This window comes from Thermodesulfovibrio sp. TK110 (genome assembly GCF_054658355.1).
Map to the genome: position 1 here is coordinate 1,030,034 of NZ_BAAHNB010000001.1, position 24,780 is coordinate 1,054,813.

General features: G+C 34.4%; 26 protein-coding genes and 2 tRNA genes. 16 read left to right on the top strand and 12 right to left on the bottom strand.

Annotation, left to right across the window (positions count from 1 at the left end; all coding sequences use genetic code 11):
- Positions 1-429: 429 nt before the first annotated feature.
- Both csx1 and cas6 read right to left on the bottom strand, forming a co-directional pair.
- A complete protein-coding gene (csx1, locus tag ACYQ3X_RS05330) occupies positions 430-1,836 on the bottom strand; it encodes a CRISPR-associated CARF protein Csx1 (protein WP_460180786.1) in 1,407 nt (468 codons plus the stop codon).
- 2 nt (positions 1,837-1,838) lie between these two features.
- Positions 1,839-2,282 (bottom strand): CRISPR system precrRNA processing endoribonuclease RAMP protein Cas6, encoded by a 444-nt coding sequence (cas6, locus tag ACYQ3X_RS05335; RefSeq protein ID WP_460181693.1) that lies wholly within the window; start codon positions 2,280-2,282, stop codon positions 1,839-1,841.
- Positions 2,283-2,477: 195 nt separating this feature from the next.
- On the opposite strand from cas6, the gene ACYQ3X_RS05340 reads away from it, so the two are divergent.
- Together ACYQ3X_RS05340 and ACYQ3X_RS05345 are read left to right on the top strand one after the other, a co-directional pair.
- Positions 2,478-3,365, top strand: coding sequence for a DDE-type integrase/transposase/recombinase (locus tag ACYQ3X_RS05340; protein WP_460180787.1), 888 nt, complete (start codon positions 2,478-2,480; stop codon positions 3,363-3,365).
- A gap of 48 nt (positions 3,366-3,413) precedes the next feature.
- Positions 3,414-3,692, top strand: coding sequence for a hypothetical protein (locus ACYQ3X_RS05345; protein ID WP_460180788.1), 279 nt, complete (start codon positions 3,414-3,416; stop codon positions 3,690-3,692).
- Between the two features lie 97 nt (positions 3,693-3,789).
- On the opposite strand, the gene ACYQ3X_RS05350 is transcribed toward ACYQ3X_RS05345, so the two are convergent.
- Positions 3,790-4,452: a phosphoribosylanthranilate isomerase gene (locus ACYQ3X_RS05350; RefSeq protein WP_460180789.1), complete on the bottom strand. Its 663-nt coding sequence runs from the start codon at positions 4,450-4,452 to the stop codon at positions 3,790-3,792.
- Positions 4,385-4,753: a hypothetical protein gene (locus ACYQ3X_RS05355; RefSeq protein ID WP_460180790.1), complete on the bottom strand. Its 369-nt coding sequence runs from the start codon at positions 4,751-4,753 to the stop codon at positions 4,385-4,387. Before ACYQ3X_RS05355 ends, ACYQ3X_RS05350 begins: the two co-directional genes overlap by 68 nt.
- A 106-nt stretch (positions 4,754-4,859) precedes the next feature.
- Here ACYQ3X_RS05355 and ACYQ3X_RS05360 point away from each other — a divergent pair, with 106 nt between their 5' ends.
- The 4 genes from ACYQ3X_RS05360 to hflX all read left to right on the top strand — a co-directional run bounded on the left by ACYQ3X_RS05360 (position 4,860) and on the right by hflX (position 9,127).
- Positions 4,860-5,285: a metal-dependent transcriptional regulator gene (locus ACYQ3X_RS05360; RefSeq protein WP_460180791.1), complete on the top strand. Its 426-nt coding sequence runs from the start codon at positions 4,860-4,862 to the stop codon at positions 5,283-5,285.
- Positions 5,286-5,301: 16 nt separating this feature from the next.
- Complete coding sequence (locus tag ACYQ3X_RS05365) at positions 5,302-5,532, top strand: FeoA family protein (protein WP_460180792.1); 231 nt, start codon at positions 5,302-5,304, stop codon at positions 5,530-5,532.
- Complete coding sequence (gene feoB, locus ACYQ3X_RS05370) at positions 5,529-7,442, top strand: ferrous iron transport protein B (RefSeq protein ID WP_460180793.1); 1,914 nt, start codon at positions 5,529-5,531, stop codon at positions 7,440-7,442. The genes ACYQ3X_RS05365 and feoB overlap by 4 nt, the downstream gene beginning before the upstream one ends.
- A gap of 350 nt (positions 7,443-7,792) precedes the next feature.
- Complete coding sequence (gene hflX / locus ACYQ3X_RS05375; protein WP_460180794.1) at positions 7,793-9,127, top strand: GTPase HflX; 1,335 nt, start codon at positions 7,793-7,795, stop codon at positions 9,125-9,127.
- Here the strand turns inward: hflX and amrA are convergent.
- Positions 9,105-9,614 (bottom strand): AmmeMemoRadiSam system protein A, encoded by a 510-nt coding sequence (gene amrA, locus ACYQ3X_RS05380; protein WP_460180795.1) that lies wholly within the window; start codon positions 9,612-9,614, stop codon positions 9,105-9,107. The two genes, hflX and amrA, sit on opposite strands and share 23 nt — an antisense overlap.
- Before the next feature lie 113 nt (positions 9,615-9,727).
- On the opposite strand from amrA, the gene ACYQ3X_RS05385 reads away from it, so the two are divergent.
- The 3 genes from ACYQ3X_RS05385 to ACYQ3X_RS05395 all read left to right on the top strand — a co-directional run bounded on the left by ACYQ3X_RS05385 (position 9,728) and on the right by ACYQ3X_RS05395 (position 10,840).
- A tRNA-Gln gene (locus ACYQ3X_RS05385) sits at positions 9,728-9,798 on the top strand.
- 10 nt (positions 9,799-9,808) lie between these two features.
- Positions 9,809-9,883, top strand: a tRNA-Glu gene (locus ACYQ3X_RS05390).
- Between the two features lie 27 nt (positions 9,884-9,910).
- The gene (locus tag ACYQ3X_RS05395; RefSeq protein WP_460180796.1) at positions 9,911-10,840 is read left to right on the top strand and encodes a L,D-transpeptidase family protein; all 930 of its coding nucleotides are present in this window, start codon (positions 9,911-9,913) and stop codon (positions 10,838-10,840) included.
- A gap of 10 nt (positions 10,841-10,850) precedes the next feature.
- Here the strand turns inward: ACYQ3X_RS05395 and ACYQ3X_RS05400 are convergent, their stop codons facing one another.
- The gene (locus ACYQ3X_RS05400) at positions 10,851-11,159 is read right to left on the bottom strand and encodes an Lpp/OprI family alanine-zipper lipoprotein (RefSeq protein WP_460180797.1); all 309 of its coding nucleotides are present in this window, start codon (positions 11,157-11,159) and stop codon (positions 10,851-10,853) included.
- 66 nt (positions 11,160-11,225) lie between these two features.
- Positions 11,226-12,296, bottom strand: a complete 1,071-nt coding sequence (gene ribD, locus ACYQ3X_RS05405) for a bifunctional diaminohydroxyphosphoribosylaminopyrimidine deaminase/5-amino-6-(5-phosphoribosylamino)uracil reductase RibD (RefSeq protein WP_460180798.1) — start codon at positions 12,294-12,296, stop codon at positions 11,226-11,228.
- A 222-nt stretch (positions 12,297-12,518) separates the two neighbouring features.
- Here ribD and ACYQ3X_RS05410 point away from each other — a divergent pair, with 222 nt between their 5' ends.
- From ACYQ3X_RS05410 to rsfS, 7 genes are read left to right on the top strand one after another with little or no spacing between them, the layout of a single operon-like run.
- Positions 12,519-14,723 carry a penicillin-binding protein 1A gene (locus ACYQ3X_RS05410; RefSeq protein ID WP_460180799.1) on the top strand — a complete coding sequence of 735 codons (2,205 nt, stop codon included), beginning with the start codon at positions 12,519-12,521 and terminating at the stop codon, positions 14,721-14,723.
- Positions 14,724-14,735: 12 nt separating this feature from the next.
- Positions 14,736-15,683, top strand: coding sequence for a ketopantoate reductase family protein (locus ACYQ3X_RS05415; protein ID WP_460180800.1), 948 nt, complete (start codon positions 14,736-14,738; stop codon positions 15,681-15,683).
- A gap of 41 nt (positions 15,684-15,724) precedes the next feature.
- A complete protein-coding gene (acs, locus tag ACYQ3X_RS05420) occupies positions 15,725-17,812 on the top strand; it encodes an acetate--CoA ligase alpha subunit (protein WP_460180801.1) in 2,088 nt (695 codons plus the stop codon).
- Between the two features lie 22 nt (positions 17,813-17,834).
- Positions 17,835-18,890 carry a DRTGG domain-containing protein gene (locus ACYQ3X_RS05425; protein ID WP_460180802.1) on the top strand — a complete coding sequence of 352 codons (1,056 nt, stop codon included), beginning with the start codon at positions 17,835-17,837 and terminating at the stop codon, positions 18,888-18,890.
- A complete protein-coding gene (gene argB, locus ACYQ3X_RS05430; protein WP_460180803.1) occupies positions 18,887-19,762 on the top strand; it encodes an acetylglutamate kinase in 876 nt (291 codons plus the stop codon). Before ACYQ3X_RS05425 ends, argB begins: the two co-directional genes overlap by 4 nt.
- A complete protein-coding gene (locus ACYQ3X_RS05435; RefSeq protein ID WP_460180804.1) occupies positions 19,759-20,472 on the top strand; it encodes an RsmE family RNA methyltransferase in 714 nt (237 codons plus the stop codon). The genes argB and ACYQ3X_RS05435 overlap by 4 nt, the downstream gene beginning before the upstream one ends.
- Positions 20,457-20,870, top strand: a complete 414-nt coding sequence (gene rsfS / locus ACYQ3X_RS05440; RefSeq protein WP_460180805.1) for a ribosome silencing factor — start codon at positions 20,457-20,459, stop codon at positions 20,868-20,870. The genes ACYQ3X_RS05435 and rsfS overlap by 16 nt, the downstream gene beginning before the upstream one ends.
- Here the strand turns inward: rsfS and ACYQ3X_RS05445 are convergent.
- Genes ACYQ3X_RS05445 through ACYQ3X_RS05465 form a run of 5 tightly spaced genes read right to left on the bottom strand, consistent with a single transcriptional unit; the run spans position 20,836 to position 24,777 of the window.
- Positions 20,836-21,585, bottom strand: coding sequence for an energy transducer TonB (locus ACYQ3X_RS05445; RefSeq protein ID WP_460180806.1), 750 nt, complete (start codon positions 21,583-21,585; stop codon positions 20,836-20,838). The two genes, rsfS and ACYQ3X_RS05445, sit on opposite strands and share 35 nt — an antisense overlap.
- A gap of 4 nt (positions 21,586-21,589) precedes the next feature.
- Entirely contained in the window at positions 21,590-22,729 is a 1,140-nt protein-coding gene (locus tag ACYQ3X_RS05450; protein ID WP_460180807.1) for a geranylgeranyl reductase family protein, read from the bottom strand.
- 46 nt (positions 22,730-22,775) lie between these two features.
- Positions 22,776-23,219, bottom strand: coding sequence for a universal stress protein (locus ACYQ3X_RS05455; protein ID WP_460180808.1), 444 nt, complete (start codon positions 23,217-23,219; stop codon positions 22,776-22,778).
- Positions 23,220-23,228: 9 nt separating this feature from the next.
- Complete coding sequence (locus ACYQ3X_RS05460; RefSeq protein ID WP_460180809.1) at positions 23,229-24,026, bottom strand: type III pantothenate kinase; 798 nt, start codon at positions 24,024-24,026, stop codon at positions 23,229-23,231.
- Positions 23,980-24,777 (bottom strand): biotin--[acetyl-CoA-carboxylase] ligase, encoded by a 798-nt coding sequence (locus tag ACYQ3X_RS05465; RefSeq protein ID WP_460180810.1) that lies wholly within the window; start codon positions 24,775-24,777, stop codon positions 23,980-23,982. The genes ACYQ3X_RS05460 and ACYQ3X_RS05465 overlap by 47 nt, the downstream gene beginning before the upstream one ends.
- Between the last annotated feature and the right edge of the window lie 3 nt (positions 24,778-24,780).

Below are 24,780 nucleotides of genomic sequence, written 5' to 3' on the forward strand. Positions count from 1 at the left end.
TTGCCTATAAATTTGATCAAAAATCTTAGGTAAAGCCTTATAATGCCCTATTTTTGTGAAAAATAGCGCTGTTAATATGGCACAGGCTGCGACTTAAAGTCAGGCTTAAGGCGTTAGGCTTTAGGCTTAAGTGATTAATGAATTCACGTTGACAATTCAGAAATCAAAACTTCAGCCTTAAGCCTTCAGCCTATGTTGACCTCAGGATTCTTAAAATACTTTTGAAATAAAAATTGCCAGATATCAGGAGATTCCTTGAAATTAAGATATGTCCTCAAATAATTACGATTCTTATCTACTAAAATTTTAGTTCTTTTATTCTCAAGAAAAGAAAGATTTTTAAAACTTATAATACAAACTATATTATTGGAAAATTCAATATTTTGACCATTATATAAAGCTATTTTTTCCAATCACTGAAGTTTTTCTTTAAGAGCTTTTTCTTTCATTTTCTAAAAGAATTTTTGCAAGCCTTGATAAAATCTCTGGCTCATTTTTATACCTGATGTAAACCTCATCCCCATCCCTTTTTACTTCAACACAATTTCTCTCAAACCCACAATGTGCTAAAAAGTTTCTTGGCTTAATATCCTTATCCAAGATCTCCCCTGAAATAAATTCCTTTAAAAGCTTATATTCCTTTTCAAATTTATTTTTTATCTCCTCCTTATTGAAATTATTATCTAATTCTTGAGCAAGATATCTTCTATTTGAAAGGAGTTCAAAATGCTTATATAGTGTATTTTCACGATGTCTAAATTTTGATTCCAATTCTGATATGGAAACTTCCATTTTTGGATATATCTCATATCTTCTCAATACTCTAATTATTCCTAAATATAGAGAAAGAACTAAGAATAATTTACGATAAAGATCTATATTCAATCCTGGGGTTTTCTGATAATTTTTACAAATTTTATTCTTTAGAAAATCAGTGACCTTCATAATGGCAGATTTAATCTCCTCTTCTTCATGATAAGAAAAAGTGTAAAATATAAGTGGTGTATTATTTTTTAAAGCTGAATAAAATAAACAACTTTTTGTTAAAAGAGGAGCAAGCAATGTGGTAAACCATTTCTTGGTTTCTTTATCCTCTCCAGCAAGACTTTTTATAAAATTAGGATAGGCATTTTCTGTGTTATTCACATCTGGAGGTAGAGGATGAGAAAAAAAGGTTTTTACTTCTAATTTATAAGATATATGTAATTGAAAAATTCTGTTTTCTATGGGTTGAGTAATAGGATCAGAAAAGTAGAGAAAAACTGCTAAAGAATTATCTTCTACTAAAAAGTTTTGTAATTTATAAAAAGTAAGAAAAAGTCTTCCAGCTTCTATTAAGGCAGAAACATAAATATTTAAACCACTTGAAATATCAAGATAAATTGCTTTAAAAGGTTCCTTGATATATCTTTCTACCATATCAAGAAAAATCTCAAAAACAAGCTCTTCAAATGTTGCCTGAAATTTGACACCTTCATACTCTCCAAGACTATGAATAACTGAAAAGCCATCCGCTAACTCAGAATGAGGATGAAGTTTATAAAATAAATAAGGATCTGAGAAAAAGACTTCTCTATCGTCAAATGAATTTAAAATTTTTAAAATTTTTTCTTTAAAAGTTTGAGGTAAATCAGAAGATCTTTCTATTGTCCTTTTATTAAAAAGAAGACTCACTGGATAAAGAAGAATTACTTTAGAATTGACTTCTTTTTTTGTAAAATATTCTCTTAAAGCCAGAGAGCTTAATGAAGCTTCAAATATTTGATTATCAATTAAAAAATTTATTGATTCAAAAGCATTTTTTTCAAATCTACCTATTTGATAAATTAGATTCATTTTTATATAATTCTATATTTTCCAAGGCCAAAGGATGTATTTTTACCACAATGAAAGATTTCTCCTGCTTTAAGAATAGAAAGAAATGGACCAATGTTTCCCTCAAAAGTTATTGTTCCGATTAAACCACCAAGTATCATTCGACGATTTTGACGATAGGAATACCGCTCCCAGTCAAACCAACGAAGTTTAGAATCTTTAACTTTAACTTCTAAAGCTTTATTAATGAATTCTTTAGCAGGTATTTTAGGCATTTCTTCTGAAACATATCTGAAACATAAAAGTAATATAATATAGATAGCCTTCTTAAAAGGGAACGAATAAGATGATGAAATTCGAGATTTTTGACAAGTTTTTTCATTAATTATTCTAAGAGGAGTAAAAAATTGCAAGGTGATTTGTGAAACATTATTTGAAGTTGAAGAGAAATTTGTTGATATCTCCACAGTATATGATAGAGGATCTATTGCAGAGTAGTCAACCCCCCGCGTTTCCTCAAAAATAATCTCTTTGAAGAGGTGTTGTTTCCTCAAAATTGACAAAAAGGGCAAGCATCCTTTAAACCTTTATGGTTTAAGCAAAAATCTTACAAAAAGGAGGTTTACAGGATGCTTGCCAGTATACCTAAAGGAGTATACACCATGAAGAACAAATTAGTCATCATCCTTAACAATGCAGAGCTATACAGAAAGGCTAACAAGAAACAGAAGTCCCAGCTACTTAAGGAACTTTCCCTTATACTTCACATGAACAAACAATATATTTCCAGTCTTTTAAGGAACTCAGGCAAGAAGTTAATAAGAAAGTCAAGGACAGTGGTTATAGCTGATCCTACCCTTTCTTGCGTATCAAAAAGGGGCAGAAAGAAGGTCTATGATGACTCTGTAGAGAAGGCATTAAGGAAGATATGGAGACTCACAGGATATGCCTCCTCAAAACATCTTGTAGGCTTCATAAGGCTTAATCATGAGATACTCTTTAATCATCCTGAAGTCAGAAAGTATGTTAATGAACGGATAAAGGCACTACTGTTAAAGATATCTCATAGCACAGTAGACAGACTTCTTAAACCCTACAGGGACAGGATAAAACTGAAGCAGAAATATCGTAGCAATCCCTTTAGCAGCAACCTTAAGAAATCTATAATGGTAGAATCCTGGTTTGACAAACCAAAACAACCAGGTTATCTTGAGATAGACCTTGTTCATCATTCAGGGGCATCAGGGAAGGGAGAATTCATCTATACCCTTACAGCAACAGAGGTATCAACAGGATGGACAGAACTGAGACCGATAAAGAACAAGGCAATGATATGGACAGTTCAGGCTCTTGAGGAGATACTTAAGGTTATGCCAGTGCCTGTGAGGGCAATACATTCTGACAATGGCTCTGAATTCATAAATGCCCATATGGAGAGATTCTGCAAGGAAAGGGGTATAAGATTTACAAGGTCGAGGCCTTACAGGAAGAATGACGCACCCTATGTAGAGAGCAAAAACTGGTCAATGGTGAGGGCATATACAGGATAGAGGAGGTATGATACAGAGGAAGAATTAAAGATCCTTAGGAGGCTTGAGATGCTGATAAGCATAAGGCAAAATCTCTTTATGCCCCAGATGAAGCTAATCTCAAGGCATAGAGAAGGTAGCCATGTCACAAGGACACATGAGATGGAGATACCATTTAGAAGGGTTTTAAACCTTCCTGATGCAGATGCATCCACTAAGGATAAACTGGTAAAATTAAGAGGCTCCATAGATATAGTAAGGCTTGCAGAAGAGATAGAGAGGCTTTCAGAGGAACTATCTAATGCCTATGAGAAAAAACTCAGGAGGATTAACAGTGAACAAGCATAATTCTATTTCGAAGAGATTTTATTTTGAGGAAAGATGGACATTGTTTATAAAAAAAAAATTTTTATGGACTCATAAAATGTAAACTATGCAAGGAATGCTAAACTGCAAAACATCTGTTATTAATTCCTTTTGCATTCCTTATAAACAATCTCACTTTTTCAGGGTCTTTAAAGCCATTACTATCCTTTGTTCCTGTGTTTACATCCACTCCATATGGCTGGACTATCTGTATTGCCTGTTTTACATTTTCAGGTGTAAGTCCCCCAGCTAAAAAAACAGGCACACTAACAGATTTAACTATCTTCCTTGATATACTCCAGTCATGTGTTAAACCTGTGCCACCAATCCTATCACTGGTTCTGCTATCAAGAAGTAAGATATCAGCCACCTTTTCATATTGTTTGGCTATATGTATTGAATGCTCATCAGTTACATGGATTGCTTTGATTATTGTTAGATAAGGGAGTTTCTTTTTAATATCCTTGATGTCATCAGGAGAAACATCTCCCTGTAGCTGAAATGTCCTGACATGAGTTTTCTGTGCCAGTGAAATTATGCTCAGTGGATTTACAAGATGTGTAACTATCACTGGAGTAACAAGTGGTGGGATATATTCAATCAGCTTTTCAAGCTCTGTTATTGAGATTTCATCAGGGGTTTTATAAATTGCTCCTATGATAAATCCCAGAGCATCAGCCCCCTCGTAACATGCAGTAATAATGTCTTCCTTGCGCTTCATCCCACAGATTTTTACTTTCATGCAAAACCTCCTCAAGAGTTTTTACTATTTTACTGTCAAACTGTCCATTTTTTGCTTTCAAATAGCTTGTTGCAAGGATATAAAGCTTTCCTATGTCATGAAAGGTAGCTGCAATGCCTATTTTTAATGCAATGTTTTTGTTCATCAGTCTTATAGATATTCTATAACATAAATTACCTACATTTACTGAATGTAAGGATTTTTCATTATCTATACCGAACGGCAAAATGGCTTGAAAAGTCTTAGACTGCTTAATTGCATAGAAGTTTTTGATAAAACTCCAAACAGGAATCCCTGACATCAGGGGCTGAGACTACGCTACTGGCAATCTCAAAAATTAATTCCTCTTGACAAAATTAGAAATTATATTTCATAATTAGAATTATCTAATAAAATTAGAGGAATATATGTGTGTGGCATTTGTAGAAAATGTAGATAATGTTGAAGAACATTTAAAATTAGAATTAACTGAAAATCTTGAGGATTATCTTTTTGATATTTTTGAAATTTTAAAATGCGCACCTGTTGTGAGGGTAAAAGATATTGCTAAAAAAAGAGGGGTTAAGCTGTCAAGTGTAGTTGTTGCAGTTAAAAGCCTTTCAGAAAAAGGGCTTGTTAATTATCAGAAATATGAATACATAACGCTTACAGAAAAAGGGCTTGATATAGCAAAGAAAATGGAAAATAGAAAAAAAATTCTCTATAAATTTTTAACAGAAATTCTCAATGTGAGTGAACAGTCAGCCTTAAAAGATGTGCACAAAATGGAACATGACCTTTCAGAGGAAACGATAAATAAAATTATTGAATTTACAGAGAAATTGCAAAAATAATATACGGAGGCTTTTAATGAAAACATTGCTTGATGTAAATAACGGTAAACGAGCAAAAATTCTCAAAATCTTAGGCGGAAGAGGGATACGGCAACATCTTCAATGTCTTGGGATACACATTGGTGACATTGTAACTTTGAAAAAAAACTCTTTTTTGGGCGGTCCTGTTCTTCTGGAAGTAAATGGTTTTGATGTAGCCCTTGGTAGAGGTGTGGCTTCAAAGATAGAAGTGGAGGAATTAGAATGAAAATCGCTTTTGTAGGACAGCCCAATTGTGGCAAAAGCACAATTTTTAACGGAGTTGCAGGATATAAAACAATAACTGCCAACTTTCCCGGGCAAACAGTCCATTATACAGTAAGTAAGGTAAAGGTTGGAGATGAAACCTTTGAAATTGTTGACTTACCGGGGATTTATTCTCTCACAGCCATTGATATGGCTGAACTGGAATCAAGAAAATACATTTTATCAGGACAGGCAGATGTTGTTATAAATGTAATTGATGCATCCACTCTTTCAAGAAGTCTTGAACTTACATTACAACTTACAGAACTTCAGGTTCCAATGGTTATTTGTTTAAATATGATAGATGAAGCTCGTAGAAAAGGCATTGACATCAACAGTAAGAAACTTTCTCAAATTTTTGGTATTCCTGTTATTGAAACTGTTGCCAATAAAGGAATCGGGCTTGATGCTATTTTTGTCTCTGCAAAGCAGGCTTACTATAAAAGGCTTATCCCAAAAATTCAGTTTTTCCACAAAGATATAGAAGAAAAAATTGAAGAAATTGAAAAAATCATTCCTGATGAATTTTTAAGAAACATTCCCAGAAGATATATTGCTGTAAAATTAATTGAAGGAGACAAGGAGCTTTTTAAAGAAATTGAAAAATTTCCAGAGATTTTAGAAAAAATTAAAACTATAAGAGAAGAGATTAAGGCAACGCATGGAAGACATGCAGATACTGTAATATCTTCTGAAAGACATGCTCTCACAATGAATATATTTGAAGATGTAGCAAGGGTTGGAGAGCCTTTAAAATCTTTTAGAGAGCGTATTGATAATCTGCTTATAAACAAATATCTTGGATATCCTTTGTTATTTTTAATCCTCTTTGGAATTTTCTATATAGTTTTTGAAGTAGGAAAATTCATTGAAGAGCCTATCACAGAGGTTTTTGATTCCTTGATTGAAAAGTTGCCAGAGTTTATTGAAGAAAACAGTTTACCATACTTCATTGTTAAAGGATTGCTTGAAGGTTTTTCTGGAGGACTTGGCGTTGCTATTCCTTACTTAATACCATTTTTTATTGGATTAACTGTTCTGGAAGACATAGGTTATCTACCAAGAATGGCTTTTTTAATGGATACAATAATGCATAGAATTGGATTGCATGGAAAAAGTATTCTTCCTTTTGTTGTTTCATACGGATGTAATGTACCAGGAGTTATGGCAACAAGAATACTTGAGTCTCCAAGAGATCGTTTTATTACAGCAACTCTCTCTGTTTTGATTCCATGTGCAGCCAGAACAACAGTTATATTTGGACTGGTTGGAGCATATATTGGAGGATTGGCTGCTGCGGGACTTTATCTTTTTAATCTTTTTGTAATCATGATTTTGGGTGCTTTGTTAACAAAATTTATTCCTGAAATTACTCCTGGATTAATAATGGAGATTCCACCATTGAGAATTCCTGCAGTAAAAAATGTTTTTATGAAAACATGGCTGAGACTCAAAGATTTTATGCTTATTGCATGGCCACTTTTAATTATAAGCAGTATTGCTCTCAGTTTTCTGGAATATTTAAAGATAGATTTAATTTTAAACAAACTATTTGCTCCTTTAGTGAGTTCACTTCTTGGACTGCCCGAGCAAACAGGAGTAACGCTTCTTTTTGGAATTCTCAGGAAAGAACTCTCAATGATAATGCTTTTTCAGGCAATGCATACAACTGATCTTAACACTGTCATGACATCTATTCAATTAGTTGTGTACACCATATTTACTATATTTTATATACCCTGCGTTGGAACAATGGGAGTACTGGTAAAAGAGTTGGGATTTAAGAGAATGATTTTAATTTCATGCTTAACTGTGTTATTAGCATTGATACTTGCTGGAATTTCAAGAATCATTCTATCAATGGTCATTTGAGAAAAATCTAAAAATTTGCTATTTTTATATTAAGGAGGCAGTAAAAAATAGCTAAAGTTTACGGCAACATAGCAGGATTAAAAAAAAGCATTATTTATGCAATAGAAAAACTTTACAGAAAAAAACAGCCCGTAGAAGTCTTTATAACTGCTGAATTAGCAAAATCTTTATGTGCTCTTTCCTTTGAAATTAACAGACAAATCGGAATTTTAATTGACAGAGCAGGCAATATAACCCATGTAATAGTTGGCACTGCTCATTCAATATTAATACCTTCACTTGAAGATTTTAATGTAGGAAAAAAACCCTTAAGAGGCTTAAGATACATCCATACCCATTTAAATAAAGAAATGCCTGATAGAGAAGATATTACAGATCTAAGACTTTTAAGATTTGATGCTCTGGCTGTTTTAACCCATGAAAGAGGATTACCTGAGCTCATTCATATTGTTCATCTTTTACCTTATGGAAAAGAAAATCAAATTGAAGTTATTTCATCAAATTTTTACTCTTTAAAGTTTAATTTTAAAGAGTTTATCAATAATCTTGAAGCAGAGATGGATAGAGCAAGAGCTATTGATATAAATGACCCACGGGAAAAGGCTATTCTAATCAGTGTTTCCACAGCACCAAAATACATTCTTGAAGAACACATGGAGGAATTAGAAGAACTTGCAAAATCAGCTGATGTGGTTGTAATAGATAAAATCATTCAAAGAGTAAAGCAGATAAATCCAAAATACCTTCTTGGAGAAGGTAAACTCAGAGAATTAATTATCAAAGCAATGGAAATGGGAGCAACTCTTCTTGTGTTTGATCAAAATTTAACCCCATCCCAGATAAGAGCAATAACTGATATGACAGAGTTAAAGGTAATAGACCGTAGCCAGCTTATACTTGATATTTTTGCAAGAAGAGCTCACACAAGGGATGGAAAAGTTCAGGTAGAGCTTGCTCAATTAAGATATATGCTTCCAAGACTTACAGGTAAAGGAACTGCCATGTCAAGGCTTGCTGGTGGAATTGGAGGAAGAGGTCCTGGAGAGACAAAACTGGAGATTGACAGGCGGAGAATAAAGGAACGGATTCACCATCTTGAAAATGAACTTGAAAAACTCACACTGGCAAGAATGGAAAGAAAAAAACGAAGAAAAGAACTCTCAATTCCCATTGTTTCAATCATAGGTTATACAAATGCTGGCAAATCTACACTTCTTAATGCACTTACAAAAAGCAGTGTTTTTGTTGAAGATAAAATGTTTGCAACCCTTGATACATCTTCAAGAAGATTGAAATTTCCCGAAGAAAAGGAGCTTATAATTACTGATACAGTTGGCTTTATAAGAGACCTGCCAGAGGACATTGTTTCAGCATTTAAGGCTACACTGGAAGAGCTGGAAGATGCTTCTTTACTTATTCATCTTGTTGATATTTCCAATCCCCAGTTTGAAAATCATATTGATTCTGTCAATAGCATTCTTAAAGAATTAGGGCTTGATACTAAACCTGTTATTCTTGTTTTTAATAAAATTGACAAAATCCCATCCTCTGAGGTTGAGCAAATCTGCAGAAGATACAATGCAATAGGAATATCAGCAAAAGACAGGGAAACACTTATTCCATTAATAGATGAAATAAAAAACACGCTCTGGCAAGAAAAATTTACCTGTAGCGCTCCACTTTAAATTTGTAAATCTCCACCTGAGAATCATATGGGTCAATACCTGCCTTGAGTTTGGCAATTCTTAATTGCTCATCAACAGTATTTACGCCCTCTATATCAGGAAGAAGCAAACCCTTCTGCCATCCCTTTATAACAATAACTCCGTATTTTTTTGGATCAAGTTCATCAAGGCTTTTTACAGGCTCTGGAGGGCTTAATATATCAACTGAATATTCCAGATCCTCAAGCTCCTGAGGTTGAACCGGAGGAAAACGAGGATCTTCAGTTGCTGAAGCTACAGCATTCCTCACTATTTCTGTGTATATATTTTCAGTGGCAGGTAAAAATGTTCCTATGCATCCACGAAGTTGACCTTTTTTTTTGATTGAAACAAATACTCCTGCTTTTCTTTTCATATCAGGAGGAATATTTTCAGGAATTGCAGGTATTTTCCCTGTTTTTACATAATCTTCCACAGTTTTCTTAGCCAGTTCTACATAGGGATGCATAATTAAGTATATCAAACTATGGATACAAATTCAATTATTTAACCATCATATATGGATTAACAGGCTTTAAAGTTTGACAATTTAAACATTTTTATGATATATCAATAAAAGATTGGGGAGTCGTCTAACGGCAGGACGGCAGACTCTGGATCTGCTTGTAGGGGTTCGAATCCTCTCTCCCCAGTATTTTTTAAGGTCCCATCGTCTAGCCAGGTTTAGGACGTAGCCCTCTCAAGGCTAAAGCACGGGTTCAAATCCCGTTGGGACCGTTTTAATTTGGTAGAATAAAAACTAATATGAAAAAATGGATTGGTTTAACAATTTTTTATTTCCTATTTCTAAACTTTAATCTCTCCTATGGAGAGAGTTTCTCTATCTCACAGGATACGACAGTTATTGGAAAACTGCAAACGCACATAATAAAAAATAAAGAATCACTTATAGAAATTGCAAGACAGTATGATTTAGGCTATAATGAAATAGCAGACGCTAATCCTCTACTGGATCCCTTTGTCCCTGGAGATGGAAATAAGGCAATAATTCCAACTTTCTGGATTCTACCAGACAGACCGGATAACTTTCAGGGAATAATTATAAATTTATCTGAAATGAGACTTTACTATTTTCATAAAAAATCCAGAGAACAACTGGTTACCACATTTCCAATTGGCATAGGAGATGACGGAGTTGAAACTCCTGTGGGAAAGTTTAAAATATCTCATAAGATTGTTAATCCTCCATGGTATGTTCCAGAATCAATCAGAAAGGAAAGACCAGAGCTTCCAGCAGTTGTTCCTCCTGGACCTGAAAATCCCCTTGGAACACATGCAATGAGACTCTCTGGATTAAGTTATTTAATTCATGGGACAAACAGACCATGGGCTGTTGGAAGAAAAGTTACTCATGGTTGCATTAGACTTTATCCAGAAGATATTCCAAAACTTTTTGATATGGTTCCTGTTGGAACTGAAGTATTAATTGTAAGACAACCTGTAAAAGTAGGGAAAATTGGTAATGATGTTTATGTGGAAGTTCACAAGGATGATCAGATAAAAGATTTTGATTATCTTAAAAATGCAATGGAACAGCTTTCTAAAAAAGGGCTTTTAAAATATGTAGATACTTTCAAACTTTATAATGTAGTTAAACAAAAAAGCGGGATCCCCACCTCTGTAAGCATAAAAAATAAAGAGCCACAGATCATACCTTCTGATCTGTGGCTCTAAAAAATTTAAATTATTTCTTCTGCTGAAGCTCAAATGCCTTTCCTGCTTTCTGTGAAGCTGCCTCTGCTCTCTTTGCAGCATCCTCTGCTCTTTGAGCAGCTGCCTCTGCTCTCTTTGCAGCATCATCAGCCTTTGTGCAACAATCATCAATCTTTTTGTCCAGAGCATTAACCTTTGATTCAAGATTGTTTACCTTTGATTCAAGCTTGCCTATTCTGTCAACAAGAGGATCAATCTCCTGCTTCACATAATCCTTTGTAGCACAACCAAAAGCAAAAATAAACATGGCTGCTACCATAATGGTTAAAAGCTTTTTCATTCTGTCTCACCTCCTTTCTTGAAAAAATCTTAATTAATACAACTTTAGCTCAAAATTGAAAATTTTTCAAGCCTTTTTTAAATATCCTTCTATGAGAATATCATCTGACATCTTTTTTATCTTTAAATCCTTTATTTCAAAGGCTTCGTTGAGATTTTTATAAAATTTTCCTCCCACACATGGATAAGAATCTATACCACCTATTATCTTTGGTGCAATAAAAATCATTAATTTATCAACTACTCTGCTCCATAAAGCATAACTGTTCAATGACGAGCCTCCTTCAATCATCAAAGAAGTAATTTCTCTTTTACCAAGTTCTTTCATAAGCCATTGAAGATCAACTTTTTCAGAAGAAAAAGAGATAATTTCTACTCCTCTGCTCTGTAAAACCTTTAGTTTATCATCATCTATTTTTCTATCGTGAACTACAGCTATTGTAGCTGGTGGAGGATTGTAAACATGATAATTTAAAGGAATCTTAAGTTCAGGATCTATAATAACTCTCAATGGATTTTTGCCTCTTTTTATTCTTGATGTAAACATGGGATTGTCTTTCAACACTGTGCCACAGGCAGAAAGCAAGGCATCAACTCTTGAACGCATAAGATGCACAAGTTTTCTTGATTTTTCTGAAGTAATCCATTTAGATTCACCCAGAGGAGTAGCAATTTTACCATCCATTGTCATTGCTATTTTAAGAATTACAAAGGGAGTTCCGGTGGTTATGTATTTTATATAAAATTCGTTTAATTTTTTCGCTTCTTCTTCAAAAACTCCCTCAATAACCTCAATTCCATGAGCTTTCAGTGCTTCAATTCCTTTTCCTGAAACCTTTGGATTAGGATCTCTCATTGCAATAACAACCCGTTTAATTCCTGAATTTATGATTGCCTCTGTGCAGGGAGGTGTTTTTTTGTCTTTATGACAGCATGGTTCAAGGGTTACATAGAGGGTTGCACCATCTAAAGACTCTTTTGCATTCATTATAGCTTCAGCCTCAGCATGAGGCAAACCCGCCTTTTTATGATATCCCTCTGATATAATCTTCCCATTTTTTACAATCACAGCACCAACCATTGGATTTGGAGATGTTCTCCAGTTTCCTCTTTTTGCAAGAATCAATGCTCTTTTCATAAAAAATTTATCAGCCAACATATTTCATTGTAACATATTAATCAGAGATTTCTTTCCTGAGTTTGCTCCTAAATTTGCAAATAGAATTAAACTGGTTTGAGCGATTTTAGAACTGTCCAGGAATCTCTTAGGAAGCAAAAACCAGATTAATTCCATCTCAGTAATTTCAAATCGTCACTCAAAAGTTTTTTTTATCAGCATTTTCAGGTTATAATATTTACTATGAAAATTAAACTTATTCTGATTACAGTTATTGTGCTTATTGCATTTCTTGCAGGTGCAGGATTTGCCCTGTTCAGAGACATACCTTCAATAAAAGATTTTGAAAAAGTAAAACCAACTCAGGGCACAAAAGTTTATGCAGAGGATGGAACACTAATTGGTGAATTTAAGATTCAAAAGGGCATATATATTCCGTTAAAACAAATTCCAAAGCATCTTATAGATGCTGTTGTTGCTACAGAGGACAATCGCTTCTGGAAGCATAAAGGAATTGACTATATTGGAGTTGGTAGAGCTTTACTCACTGATATTTTGCATATGAGCCTTAAAGAAGGTGGAAGCACAATCACTCAGCAGCTTGCAAAAATAATGTTTCTTACTCCAGAGAAAACACTTTCAAGAAAAATAAAAGAAGCCTATCTTGCAATAAAAATTGAAAAGGAATTAAGCAAAGAAAAAATACTTGAGCTTTATCTCAACAATGTTTATTTTGGACACGGAGCATATGGCGTGGAAATGGCATCAAGGATATATTTTGGCAAATCAGTACATGAAATTACTCTGCCTGAAGCAGCCTTACTGGCAGGATTAATAAGAGCACCAAATACATATTCTCCATACAATGACCTTGTTAAGGCAAAACAGCGCCAGGAGACAGTACTTGAAAGAATGGAAAAGGAAGAATTGATCACTCCACAGGAAAGAAAAAGAGCATCTTCTCAGGTGCTTCATTTAAGTTCATTGAGGATTTCTACTGAAAACTACAACTATTTCCTTGAATATGTTAGAAAACAACTTGAAGAAAACTTTGATATTGAAAAAATCTACAAAGGTAATTTAAGAGTCTATACAACCCTTGATCCTCATGCTCAGCGGGCAGCTCAGAAAGCACTGCAAGAAGGGCTTAGAGATGTGGATAAAAGAATTGGTTGGCGCGGTCCAATTGGTAAAGTTTCTATAAAAAATGAAGAAAAGGAAGAAAAAACTGCCTTTAGCCCAACAGTTGGAGATATTGCAAAAGGTATTGTTATATCCGTTTCACCAAATCAAGCAGTTATTAAAGCAAGAGGATTGAAAGGCAAACTGAATCTACAAGATGCTTTATGGGCAAGCAAAATAGTTGATTCTTCAGGCAAAGTTAAAATTATAAAAAATTTTCATCTTACAGATATTTTACATCCAGGCGATGTAATAATGGTCAGGTTCAAATCAATTGGCAGGGAGATTCTATTTTGTCTTGAGCAGGAACCAGAAATAGAGGGAGCTCTGGTCGCATTGGATCCTCAATCAGGATATATAAGAGCAATGGTCGGTGGATACAGTTTCCAGAGAGGAGAATTTAATAGAGCAGTTTATGCCCGCAGACAACCTGGAAGCAGTTTTAAACCCTTTGTTTATGCTACTGCAATAGAAAAGGGATTTACACCTGAAAGCACTATTCTTGATGAGCCAATTAGTTACAGAACAGGACTAAAAGAATGGTCACCATCCAACTATGATGGTGAATTCTGGGGAGAGATCACTCTAAGGGTAGCCCTTGCTTATTCGCGAAATGTTCCTACAGTTAGATTAGCAGAAATGCTCGGAGTTGATTCAATAATAAATCTTGCCAGAAGAGCAGGAATTAACTCAGAAATGCCAGCAGATCTGACTCTTGCACTTGGTAGTCTCAGTGTTTCTCCTCTTGAGTTAACCTCAGCCTTTGCTGTATTTGCCAATGGAGGCAAAAGAATTAAACCAATAGCAATAAAATACGTAACTGATGCATCTGGAAAAATTTTACTTCAGAACGAGCCACAGCTTGAAGAAGCAATCTCGCCAGAAGTTGCCTACACTATTACGAACATGCTCAAAGATGTTGTCGCTTACGGAACAGGTACAAGAGCAAACATTGGAAGACCCTTAGCTGGCAAAACAGGAACGAGCAACGATTTTAAAGATGCATGGTTTATTGGATATACACCACAACTTGTTGCTGGAGTTTGGGTTGGTTATGATGATATGAGAAGAAGTCTTGGAGCTGGAGAAGCAGGTGGAAGGGTTTCTGCACCAATATGGGCTCAATTCATGAAAGAAGCTCTGGCTAATAAAGAAATACAGAATTTTAGTTTGCCTGAAACTCATCAGGAATCCAAAGAAAGCTCAAAAAATCCTGAATCACCAAAAGATTCTACTAATCAGCCAGTTAACATTATGCCAAGATAAAAGGAGTTTAATATGAAAATAGTTGTTGTTGGGCTTGGTGCTCTGGGAACAGTTTTTGCTACATGTCTTAAATCCATGGGACATACTGTTTCTGGATTAACAAAAGAAAAATATATCAATAATTTCAAAGGCAAAAAACTAAAAATAAAAGGAGTTTTTGGAGAAAAAGAAACTCAGTTAGATGAAATTTTTACAAATACTGAACAAATTCAGGATAGAGATTTAGACCTCATCATTGTTTCAGTTAAAGCCTATGACACTCAAACAGTAATCAATCAGATTAAACCAATAATAGGACATAATACTCTTGTTTTACTTGCTCAGAATGGATATGGAAATTATGAAATAGCAACCTCTATCTTAGGTAAAGAAAGAGTGATTCTTTCAAGAATAATTTTTGGTGCAAAAATTATTGAAACAGGAATGGCTGAAGTAACTGTCTTTGCCGATGATATAATTATTGGACAACCTGATAAAGCAATCTCTGAAGTAAAATTACTTGAAATTGCAAAAGTTTTCAATGAAGCAGGACTTCCTACAAGGGTGTCTCAAGATGTTTATGCCATACTGTGGGATAAAATTCTTTATAATTCTGCTTTAAATCCTCTGGGTGCAATTCTTGAATGCAATTACGGTAGTCTTGCAGAGCATGAGGAAACAAGGAAAATAATGAATAAAATTGTTGAAGAAATCTTCAATGTAGCAAAAATAAAGAAAATAAAACTTAACTGGAAAGATTACAGAGAATATCTTCAGCATTTTTATGAAAAACTCGTTCCTCCCACAGCAAAGCATTATCCATCAATGTATTATGATATAAAATATGGTAAAAAAACCGAAATAGATGCATTAAACGGAGCAATTGTAAGCTTGGCAAAAGAAGTTAATATATCAGTGCCTGTAAATGAAACAATTACCAATCTTATAAAGGCAAAAGAAAATTTTATAAAAACTGAATAATTTTGCTTTAATTTGACCATATTTTTATGATAAATTATTAAATGGTTGATTTTATTTTTAATCCAGCTTCTATCGCTGTTGTTGGCGCCTCTGCTGAAGAAAAAAAGGTAGGGAATGCTGTCCTTAAAAACCTCATTAATGGATATACTGGTAAAATATATCCTGTAAATCCTTCAAGAACTGAGATACTTTCACTACCCTGTTATCCATCTGTATCAGCCATACCGGATAGAGTTGATCTTGCCATAATAGTAATTCCAGCTAAGGCAGTAGCAGAAGCTTTAAAAGATTGTGCTCGTGCAGGAGTCAAAGGTGTTGTTGTAATAACTGCAGGTTTTAAAGAAGTTGGTGGTGATGGAGTGGCAAGAGAAAAAGAAATTGTACAGATCGTAAGAGCTTCAGGAATGAAAATGGTTGGGCCTAATTGTCTTGGTGTGATGAACACTAAAAATAAGATGAATGCTTCTTTTGCAGCTCAGTTGCCTCCAGCTGGAAGAGTTGCTTTCTTTTCCCAATCAGGAGCCTTAGGAGTTGCAATTATAGACTGGGCAATAGAAAACAATTTCGGTTTTTCAAAATTTGTAAGCTTTGGTAATAAAGCTGACCTTAATGAAACAGATTTTCTTGAATACTTTGCAAAAGATTCAGATACTGATGTAATTCTTGGATATATTGAAGATGTTGTGGATGGTAAAAGATTTCTTCAGGTAGCTAAGGAAGTTACAAAAATAAAACCTGTAATATTAATAAAATCAGGTGCCACAGAAGCAGGTGCTCGTGCTGCATCCAGTCATACAGGAGCGCTTGCTGGCTCTGATAGAGCCTTTACAGAGGCTTTTAGAAAAACAGGTATCATTAGGGCTTCAGGCATTCAAGAACTATTTGATACAGCTGAAATGTTTATTTCAAGAAAAACTCCGAGAGGCAGGAGACTTTTAATTATTACAAATGCCGGAGGACCGGGAATTATTGCAGCAGATGCTGCAGATAACCTCAAGATAAAACTTGATCCAATGACCAGAGCATCCATAGATGCAATAGCTGAAAAACTTCCTCCCACTGCTTCTCTTTACAACCCTGTTGATATAATTGGAGATGCAACCTCAGAAAGATATAAAGTTGTTCTTGATCAGGCTATTAAAGATGAAGCTGTAGAGGGAATCTGTGTAATTCTTACTCCTCAGGCAATGACAGATGTTGACAACATTGCTGATGTTGTAATCTCTTCAGCAAATAATACAGATAAACCTGTTTTTACCACATTTATTGGAGGACAGAGAGTAAGAAATGCAGTGAATAAACTAAAACAGTCACGAATTCCATCTTTTAGTGATCCTGCTGTAGCAATTAATGCTTATAGAAAACTTATTGATTTTGTAGAACTTAGAAAGAGAAAAATATCCGATGAAACTCAAATAGAAATACCATCTGAAAACATTGAAAAAGTAAGGCAGATTCTTCTTGCCTTGCAATCTCAGGGAATTTCTGAGATTGGTGGAGAAGAGGCAATGCAAATACTGTCACTTTATGGATTTTCTTTCCCTGAGAGAGCTCTGGCAAAAACTCCTATGGAAGCAGTTGCAATTGCAGAAAGAATTGGCTATCCTGTGGTCATGAAAGTTTCCTCACCTCATATTCTTCATAAAACAGATGTTGGTGGAGTAAAACTCAATCTCAACAATGACAGAGCTGTTTACAACGCCTTTGTAGAAATAACAACAAATGTTAAAAGAGTTATGCCAGAGGCATACATAGAAGGTGTAATGATTTATGAGATGATTTCAGGTGGTAAAGAAGTCATTCTTGGTGTAAGCTATGATAAAACTTTCGGACATATGCTCATGTTTGGACTTGGAGGAATTTATGTGGAAGTGCTCAAGGATGTTTCTTTTAGAATAGTTCCTGTTACAGAAGAGGAAGCCTTTGAGATGATAAATGAGATTAAAGCAAGCAGGATCCTTGATGGAATAAGGGGTGAAAAACCCTATGATAAAAATGACATAGCAAGCTGTATAAGAAAACTTTCAAGGCTGGTTATGGATTTTCCTATGATTAAAGAAATTGATATTAATCCATACATGGTATTTTATAACGGTGGTATTGGACTTGATGCAAGGATAATAATTTAGTAGTAAAACCAAGGAGGACAGAATGATACCAATTTTTATAATATCAAACAGAGCTTTTACAGGAAAAAACTTTTTTGCCTTAGGACTGGCTCTTACGCTTAAGGAACGAGGATTTAAAGTAGGTTATATAAGACCACTTGGAAGAATTCCTATTAAAAAAGGTGAAGAAATATTTGATGAAGAAGCTGTTTTCATAAAGGAACTTTTAGGGCTTGAAGAACCTTTAAGTGTAATATCTCCCTTTGTTTTTACCTATGAAACACAGTATAGACTTTTTGAAGGTGCTGATTTAAAAGTAAAAGAAAGAGTTTTGAATTCCTTTTCAAAGCAAAGCAATAAAGATTTCGTGCTTGTTGTGGGACCAAATAACATATTTGAAGGATTTGCTCTTGGAATTGATTCTATAAGCTTGTTAAAAGAAACAGATGGCAGGGTTATAGCAATTCAACACTGGGATAGTGAACTTGCTATGGATGATGTATTTGGCATAAGGCATCTAACTTTAGATAAATTTATTGGAGCAGTGATAAATAAAGTTCCTCCTGAGCAATTCCTTCATGTTAAAGAAAAGGTAATTCCTTTTATGGAAGGGAAAGGAATAAAAGTTCTTGGAGTTTTTAAGAAAGATAAATTTCTTGAAGCAGTTACAGTAAGAAGGCTTATGGAAGCAGTAAATGGCGGTCTGGTCTGCTGCGAGAATAAACTTGATGAGTTTGTTGAAAATCTCTCAATTGGAGCAATGGATGCTGAAACAGCTCTTTCATACTTTTTAAGAATTCCCAATAAAGCGGTCATAACAGGAATTCACAGAACAGACATTCAGATTGTTGCAATGGAAACCTCCACAAAGTGTCTGATACTTACTGGTGGAATGCATGCTAATGAAACTGTAACAGGAATTGCCAGAGCAAAAGGTATTCCAATTATTGTTACTCCTCTGGATACATTTACAGCAGTTGACAGGATGGAAAAACTTATGGGTAAAGCTGTGATAAGAGAAAAAGACAAAGCAATAAGAGCAAAAGAAGTTGTCAGCACTGAATTTGACATTGAAGAATTTATAAGAAGAACTAAATGAGTGATATAGAAGAGATTCTTCTTGAAAAAGCAAGCATTCTTGTTGAAGCTCTCCCTTACATAAGAAAGTTTTATGGCAAAACTTTTGTCATAAAATACGGAGGGGCTGCTCAGAAAGAACCTTTTCTGAAAGATGCCTTTGCTCAGGATATTGTGCTTCTAAATTTTATTGGCATAAAGCCAATTGTTGTTCATGGTGGAGGTCCTAAAATTACTGAACTAATGAAACGCCTTGGTAAAGAGCCTCAGTTCATCCATGGTCACAGAGTTACTGATAAAGAAACTATGGAGATTGTTGAAATGATTCTTGGAGGAATTATAAATAAAGAAATTGTTCAACTTATTAATTCTCATGGTGGAAAAGCTGTTGGGCTCACAGGTAAAGATGGAAGACTTCTTAGAACAACAAAAAAACTTTTGAAAATCAACAATGAAGAAGTTGATCTCGGATTTGTTGGTGAAATAGAAAAAGTCTGTGTAGAAGTGCTTGAAACCCTCCAGGACAAAGGCTTTATTCCTGTTGTTGCACCGATAGGCTTTGATAAACTTGGACAAAGTTATAACATAAACGCTGATACAGTAGCTTCTGCAATTGCAGTGGCAGTAAAAGCTGAAAAACTTATACTGCTTACTGATGTAAAGGGAATAACTGATGAAAACAATGAACTTCTTTCTACTTTGAAGATGGAAGAAGCTTTAAAATTAGTTGAACAGCAAATTATTACCGGAGGTATGATTCCCAAGGTTTATGCCTGTCTTAATGCTTTAAAAGGAGATGTTAAAAAAACCCATATAATAGACGGAAGAATTCCTCATAGTTTACTTCTTGAAATTTTTACTCAAAGAGGTGTTGGCACTGAAGTTGTTCAATGAGCAATCCAAGATTATGCATTCAATACTCTGAAATCCTCCCAGGAAAAATTATAGAGCTTTCAAAGGAAGACAGAAGATATATTTTCAATGTTTTAAGATGTCATAGGAGAGATATTATTTCAATCTTTGATGGTAGAGGGAAAAGTTTTAAGGCAAGAATAATTGATGACAGAAAAATAGAAGTTATTGAAGAGGAAAAAATTCACACAGAAAATTCATTTTCAATAGTTTTATGTCAGGCAGTTCTTAAAGGTGAAAAAATGGAAATGGTTATACAGAAAGCAACAGAGCTGGGAGTAAAAAAAATAATTCCCTTTGTAAGTGAAAGATGTGTTGTGAAGGAGACCCGTAAGATTGAAAGATGGAGAAAAATAGCAAAAGAAGCTTCTAAGCAGGCACAAAGAAGCATTGTTCCTGAGATAAGTGATCTCATATTTTTCTTTGAATTGATTGAAAACATAAAAAATGGAATTCTTTTCTGGGAAAAAGCAGAAACTCCTTTAATTCAAATAATATCTGAGATTAATCCCCACGAGGATATATTTTTATTGATCGGACCAGAAGGAGGCTTCACCTACAAAGAAGTTGCTCAGGCAGAGGAAAAAAAGATAAAAATAGCATCACTTGGTAAAAGAATTTTAAAAGCAGAAACAGCTTCCATTGTTTCAGTTTCACTGGTGAGTTTTTTAGTTGAATGGAAGTTTTCATAAAGAAATGTGATATAATTAAACAGATGGATTCAAAAGAAAAGGCTTTAAAAACAGCAAAATTACTTTACGATAAAAAAGCACAGGATATTACAATTCTTGAGCTTAAAGACCTTACTATAATCACTGATTACTTTGTTATATGTTCTGCTGAAAGTACAACACAGGTAAAAGCCCTTACAGAATATTTAGAAGAAACTATGAAGGTTGAGGGATACAAACCCTATGCTGTAGAAGGCTTTTCTTATGCTCACTGGGTTTTGATGGATTATGGCGATGTAATTGTTCATATATTTCTGGAAGAAACAAGAAGATTTTATGATCTTGAAAGACTATGGCTTGATGCTCCAAGAATTCAGACAGAATTTACCTTAGATAAAAGCCGTGCAGTGTATAGATAAAATGTCCTGTTATTGTTAGGCTATCTTTCTGCCAATCATTAGGTAAAGGCCAAAATGGTTCAGCATCTTTAAGTGCTTTTATTGCTGCATCATCAAGCATTCTGTAGCCTGAAGTTCTTATAAGTTCTATAGAGACAAGTTTGCCTTTTTTGTCAATTGTAAATCTTATATAGAGATCACCATATATGCCCCGAGCTGCAGCCTGAGGAGGATACTGCCAGACCCTTTCTATTTTTTCCTTTAGCCTTTCAAGATATCCCCAGTCATTGAATTCCTTAGCTGAAAAACTTAATCCCTGTGATTGTTCTAATTCCTGACTTTTCTGAGATTTTCTTGAAAGCCTGGCAATTACATCTTTATCAAAAATATCTGGAGACTGTGAAGGAGTTAATTCTTTAAACTGTTTTTCTGTCTTCAAACTGCCTGAAGAAACCATTTCTTTCTGTTTTTCCATACTCTGTCCCTGAATACCCTTTGGAGTAGCAGTTAAATATTTTGGCTGTTTTGACTCTCTTATAGGAGGAAGCTTTTCAAGATGTTTTGGTTGAGGAGTTTTTAAAGATGGTGCAATTTTGGGCATCTGAGAAGATAAAGGCACAATTATCACTGATACAGCTTCTTGAGGCTTGGCAGGTTTAAAATAGTCCTGCAAAATCAGGATAAAGATAAACAGCAAAATATGAAAAATACAGGAATAAATTAAAGCTTTCTTCACAATTTTATTTTATCTTAAATTGAGCAATTCTTGAAATGAGGCTTCCGAAAGCTTTTAAATAAAGCGGAATAAGTTTTTTTCCATGCTTTTTTCTTAACCATAATGCCATTGCAAGCTCCTGAATAGCAGGGTCTCTGTGAATATTAAGCCAGCGATCCATTCTTTCATCACTGCCAAACATAAAATCCTGAAACTTCTTCATCATGTTAAATTGTCTCAAAAAACTCTCATTCCAGAGCTTTTCATATAATTTTAAATCTTTTTGAATTATCGCTTCTGAGGCAAATTGAGCTGATTTCATAGAATAATATATTCCTTCAAAAGAAACAGGCATTACAGTGCCTAAAGCATCTCCACAAAAAAGAATTTTGTCCATAAAAAACTTTCTTTTTTTCCATCTCGGAATCTTATAAGCTCTCAATTGAAAATAATCTACATGCAGCGCAAATCTTTTTTTAAGAAAAGCTTCAATAAGACTCTTTAGCTTTCTAATATCCTCTGAACCAGTTCCAACAGATAAATAGTTTGTACCAGGAAAAACCCATGAATAAAAAAATGAAGCATGGGCATTACCAAACCAGAATTCGCATGTGTCTTTTGTTTGTGAATCTGCAGGAATATGAAGGCTTACTGTCCAGTAATACTCAGGTTTTGGCAATCCTGTAAGCGTGCAAATCTTTGAATTAACTCCATCAGCAGCAATGATATATTCAGAATAGATTTGCATAACTTTACCTGTTCTTTCTCTTACAGTTGATTTAAATTTATTGTTGAGATTTTCTATATTTACCAGCTCTGCTTCAATAACTTTTGCACCTTGGTTTGCAGAAAGTTTTCTTAAAAATGAATCAAAGCTCTGGCGATTAAAAATCAGAATTTCTCCATCTTTAAGTGAAACTTCTATTGGTTCTGAAAATGGAGGAAATATTTTTACTTTTGTTACTTTGTTAAACTCAACCTCTTTTTGAACTTCACTTAAAATATTAAATTCTTTTAGCCCTGCAGATGGAATGCCTCCTCCACAGGGCTTATTAAATGAAAGATTCTTTTCAATTAAAACAGTTTCTATCCCTTTTTCTGCAAGTAACCTTGAAACAGTACTGCCAGCTGGTCCTCCACCAACAACCAAAACCTGGCATTCCATCAATACTCTTTTCTTTTACCCTTAGCCAAGCCAAAGGGTAGTGTTCTCATTGCTTCTTGGTTACAACCAGTACAGGGCATGGAGCATTTCTAATAACTCTCTGGGTGGTACTGCCTACAAAAAATCTTTCCACACCACTTCTTGGAAGTGTTCCAATAATAATTAAATCAATATTATTTTCTTTTGCATACTTAATAATTTCCTCATATGGAATACCTCTTAATACAGCAGTTTCAACATTTTTGAAGTCTTCAAGCATATCAACGCCAAAACTGTCAAGATTCTTTTTAGCATGCGCTTCAAGATCCTTATAAAGCTCTGTTATTGATGGATGAGGAATATGAAGATTTGATGCTTTCTCAATATCGTAGATAACATGGAGGAGATATAACTTTGCATTAAACATTTTTGCAAGATCTACAGCATAAGAAAGAGCATACAATGACTCATCTGAAAAATCTGTTGGTAAAAGAATCTTCTGAAACTTCATAATACCCTCCTAATTTTTAATGTTTCTTAAGTATATCAATCTCATACCCTCAATTACAAGATGTTTATTCAATAAATGTTTTTTATGCATGTATTTTGAAAGTAACTGAGAATATCCACCGGTTAAAACAATTTTGAGTTTATGGTTTATTTTTTTTTCAATATCCTCTATTATTCCTTCAATAGCATATACTGTGCCAAGAATTATTCCACTAAGAATTGCTGAATGAGTATCTATCCCGGGAATATCAAAATCTTTTTTTAGGTCAACGACTGGTAAGCTGGCTGTTTTTTCTTTAAGAGAATAATTCATTGTGCCCAAACCTGGCATTATTGCTCCTCCAAGAACTTCTCCTTCCTCAGTGACAACTGTTATTGTGGTAGCTGTTCCAGCATCTACAACTGCCACATTTTCTCTTAATAATTCATGTGCAGCAACTGCAGCAGCAACTCTGTCAACTCCAAAAGACTCTGGATTACGAATCCTTAAAACCAGTCCGGAAGGAGTTTCATGGGTTATGACAATTACTTTGCTGTAACATCCTTTTAAAAAAGAAAAAAATTTTTCTGTAAGTTCAGGCACAACAGAACAAACTATGCAATCACAATTCTGATGATTACTGAAAAAACGAGAAAAATTGTCATAATCCCAATTTAGTATCTCCTTTGTATGAAAAGAAATCATATCAAAATCAGAATTGTAAAGCCTTTTAAAAAAAGCGAAATTCACTGTGGAATTCCCTATTTTAATTGCCACGAGTTTACTTTGCTCTGAGTAAAGTAACATCTCCTGCACAGATTTTTTCATATGTTCCATCACTGAGTTTTACTATAAGTCTACCCTCCTCATCTATTGCTTCAGCTGTAGCAACGAGCTGTCTATCTGCTAAAATTATCTTAACCTGTCTTCCTATGGTGCCACTGAGCTGCATCCATCGGTCAATAATTGTTTTTCTCTGCCTTTTTTCAAGCAATTGATACCATTTATCAAATTCTTTAATTATCTCCACTGTAAGAACCTCCCTTGAAAAATCTTCTCCCTTGTATATTTTAAGAGAAGTAGCTATCTCTTTAATCTCTTCCGGAATATCTTCTTCTGTCATATTTACATTAATACCAATACCAACAATAGCGGACTTTATTTTTTCTCCTTCAATCTTCATTTCTGTAAGAATTCCACCGATCTTTTTATCATCAATCAGCATATCATTAGGCCATTTAATCATCACAGGTATGTCAGTATATCTTCTTAATGCTGTTGTACAAGCCACAACACTTGTTAAAGTAAGCAGTGTAGCATATTTTGGAGGAATATCTGGTTTTAGAGCAATGCTCATATAAAGATTTTTCCCTGAAGGTGAAATCCATTTCCTGCCCAATCTACCTTTGCCTTTTGTTTGTCTGTCCGCAATCACCACTGTTCCAGAAGGATAACCCTGTTTTAAAAGCTCATTTGCCTTAGAATTGGTTGATTCAACCTCATCATAGACCACGATTTCTTTTCCGATTTCCAATCCAGAACGTAATGACTTCTTTAAATCTTCACCTGTAAATTCCATGCT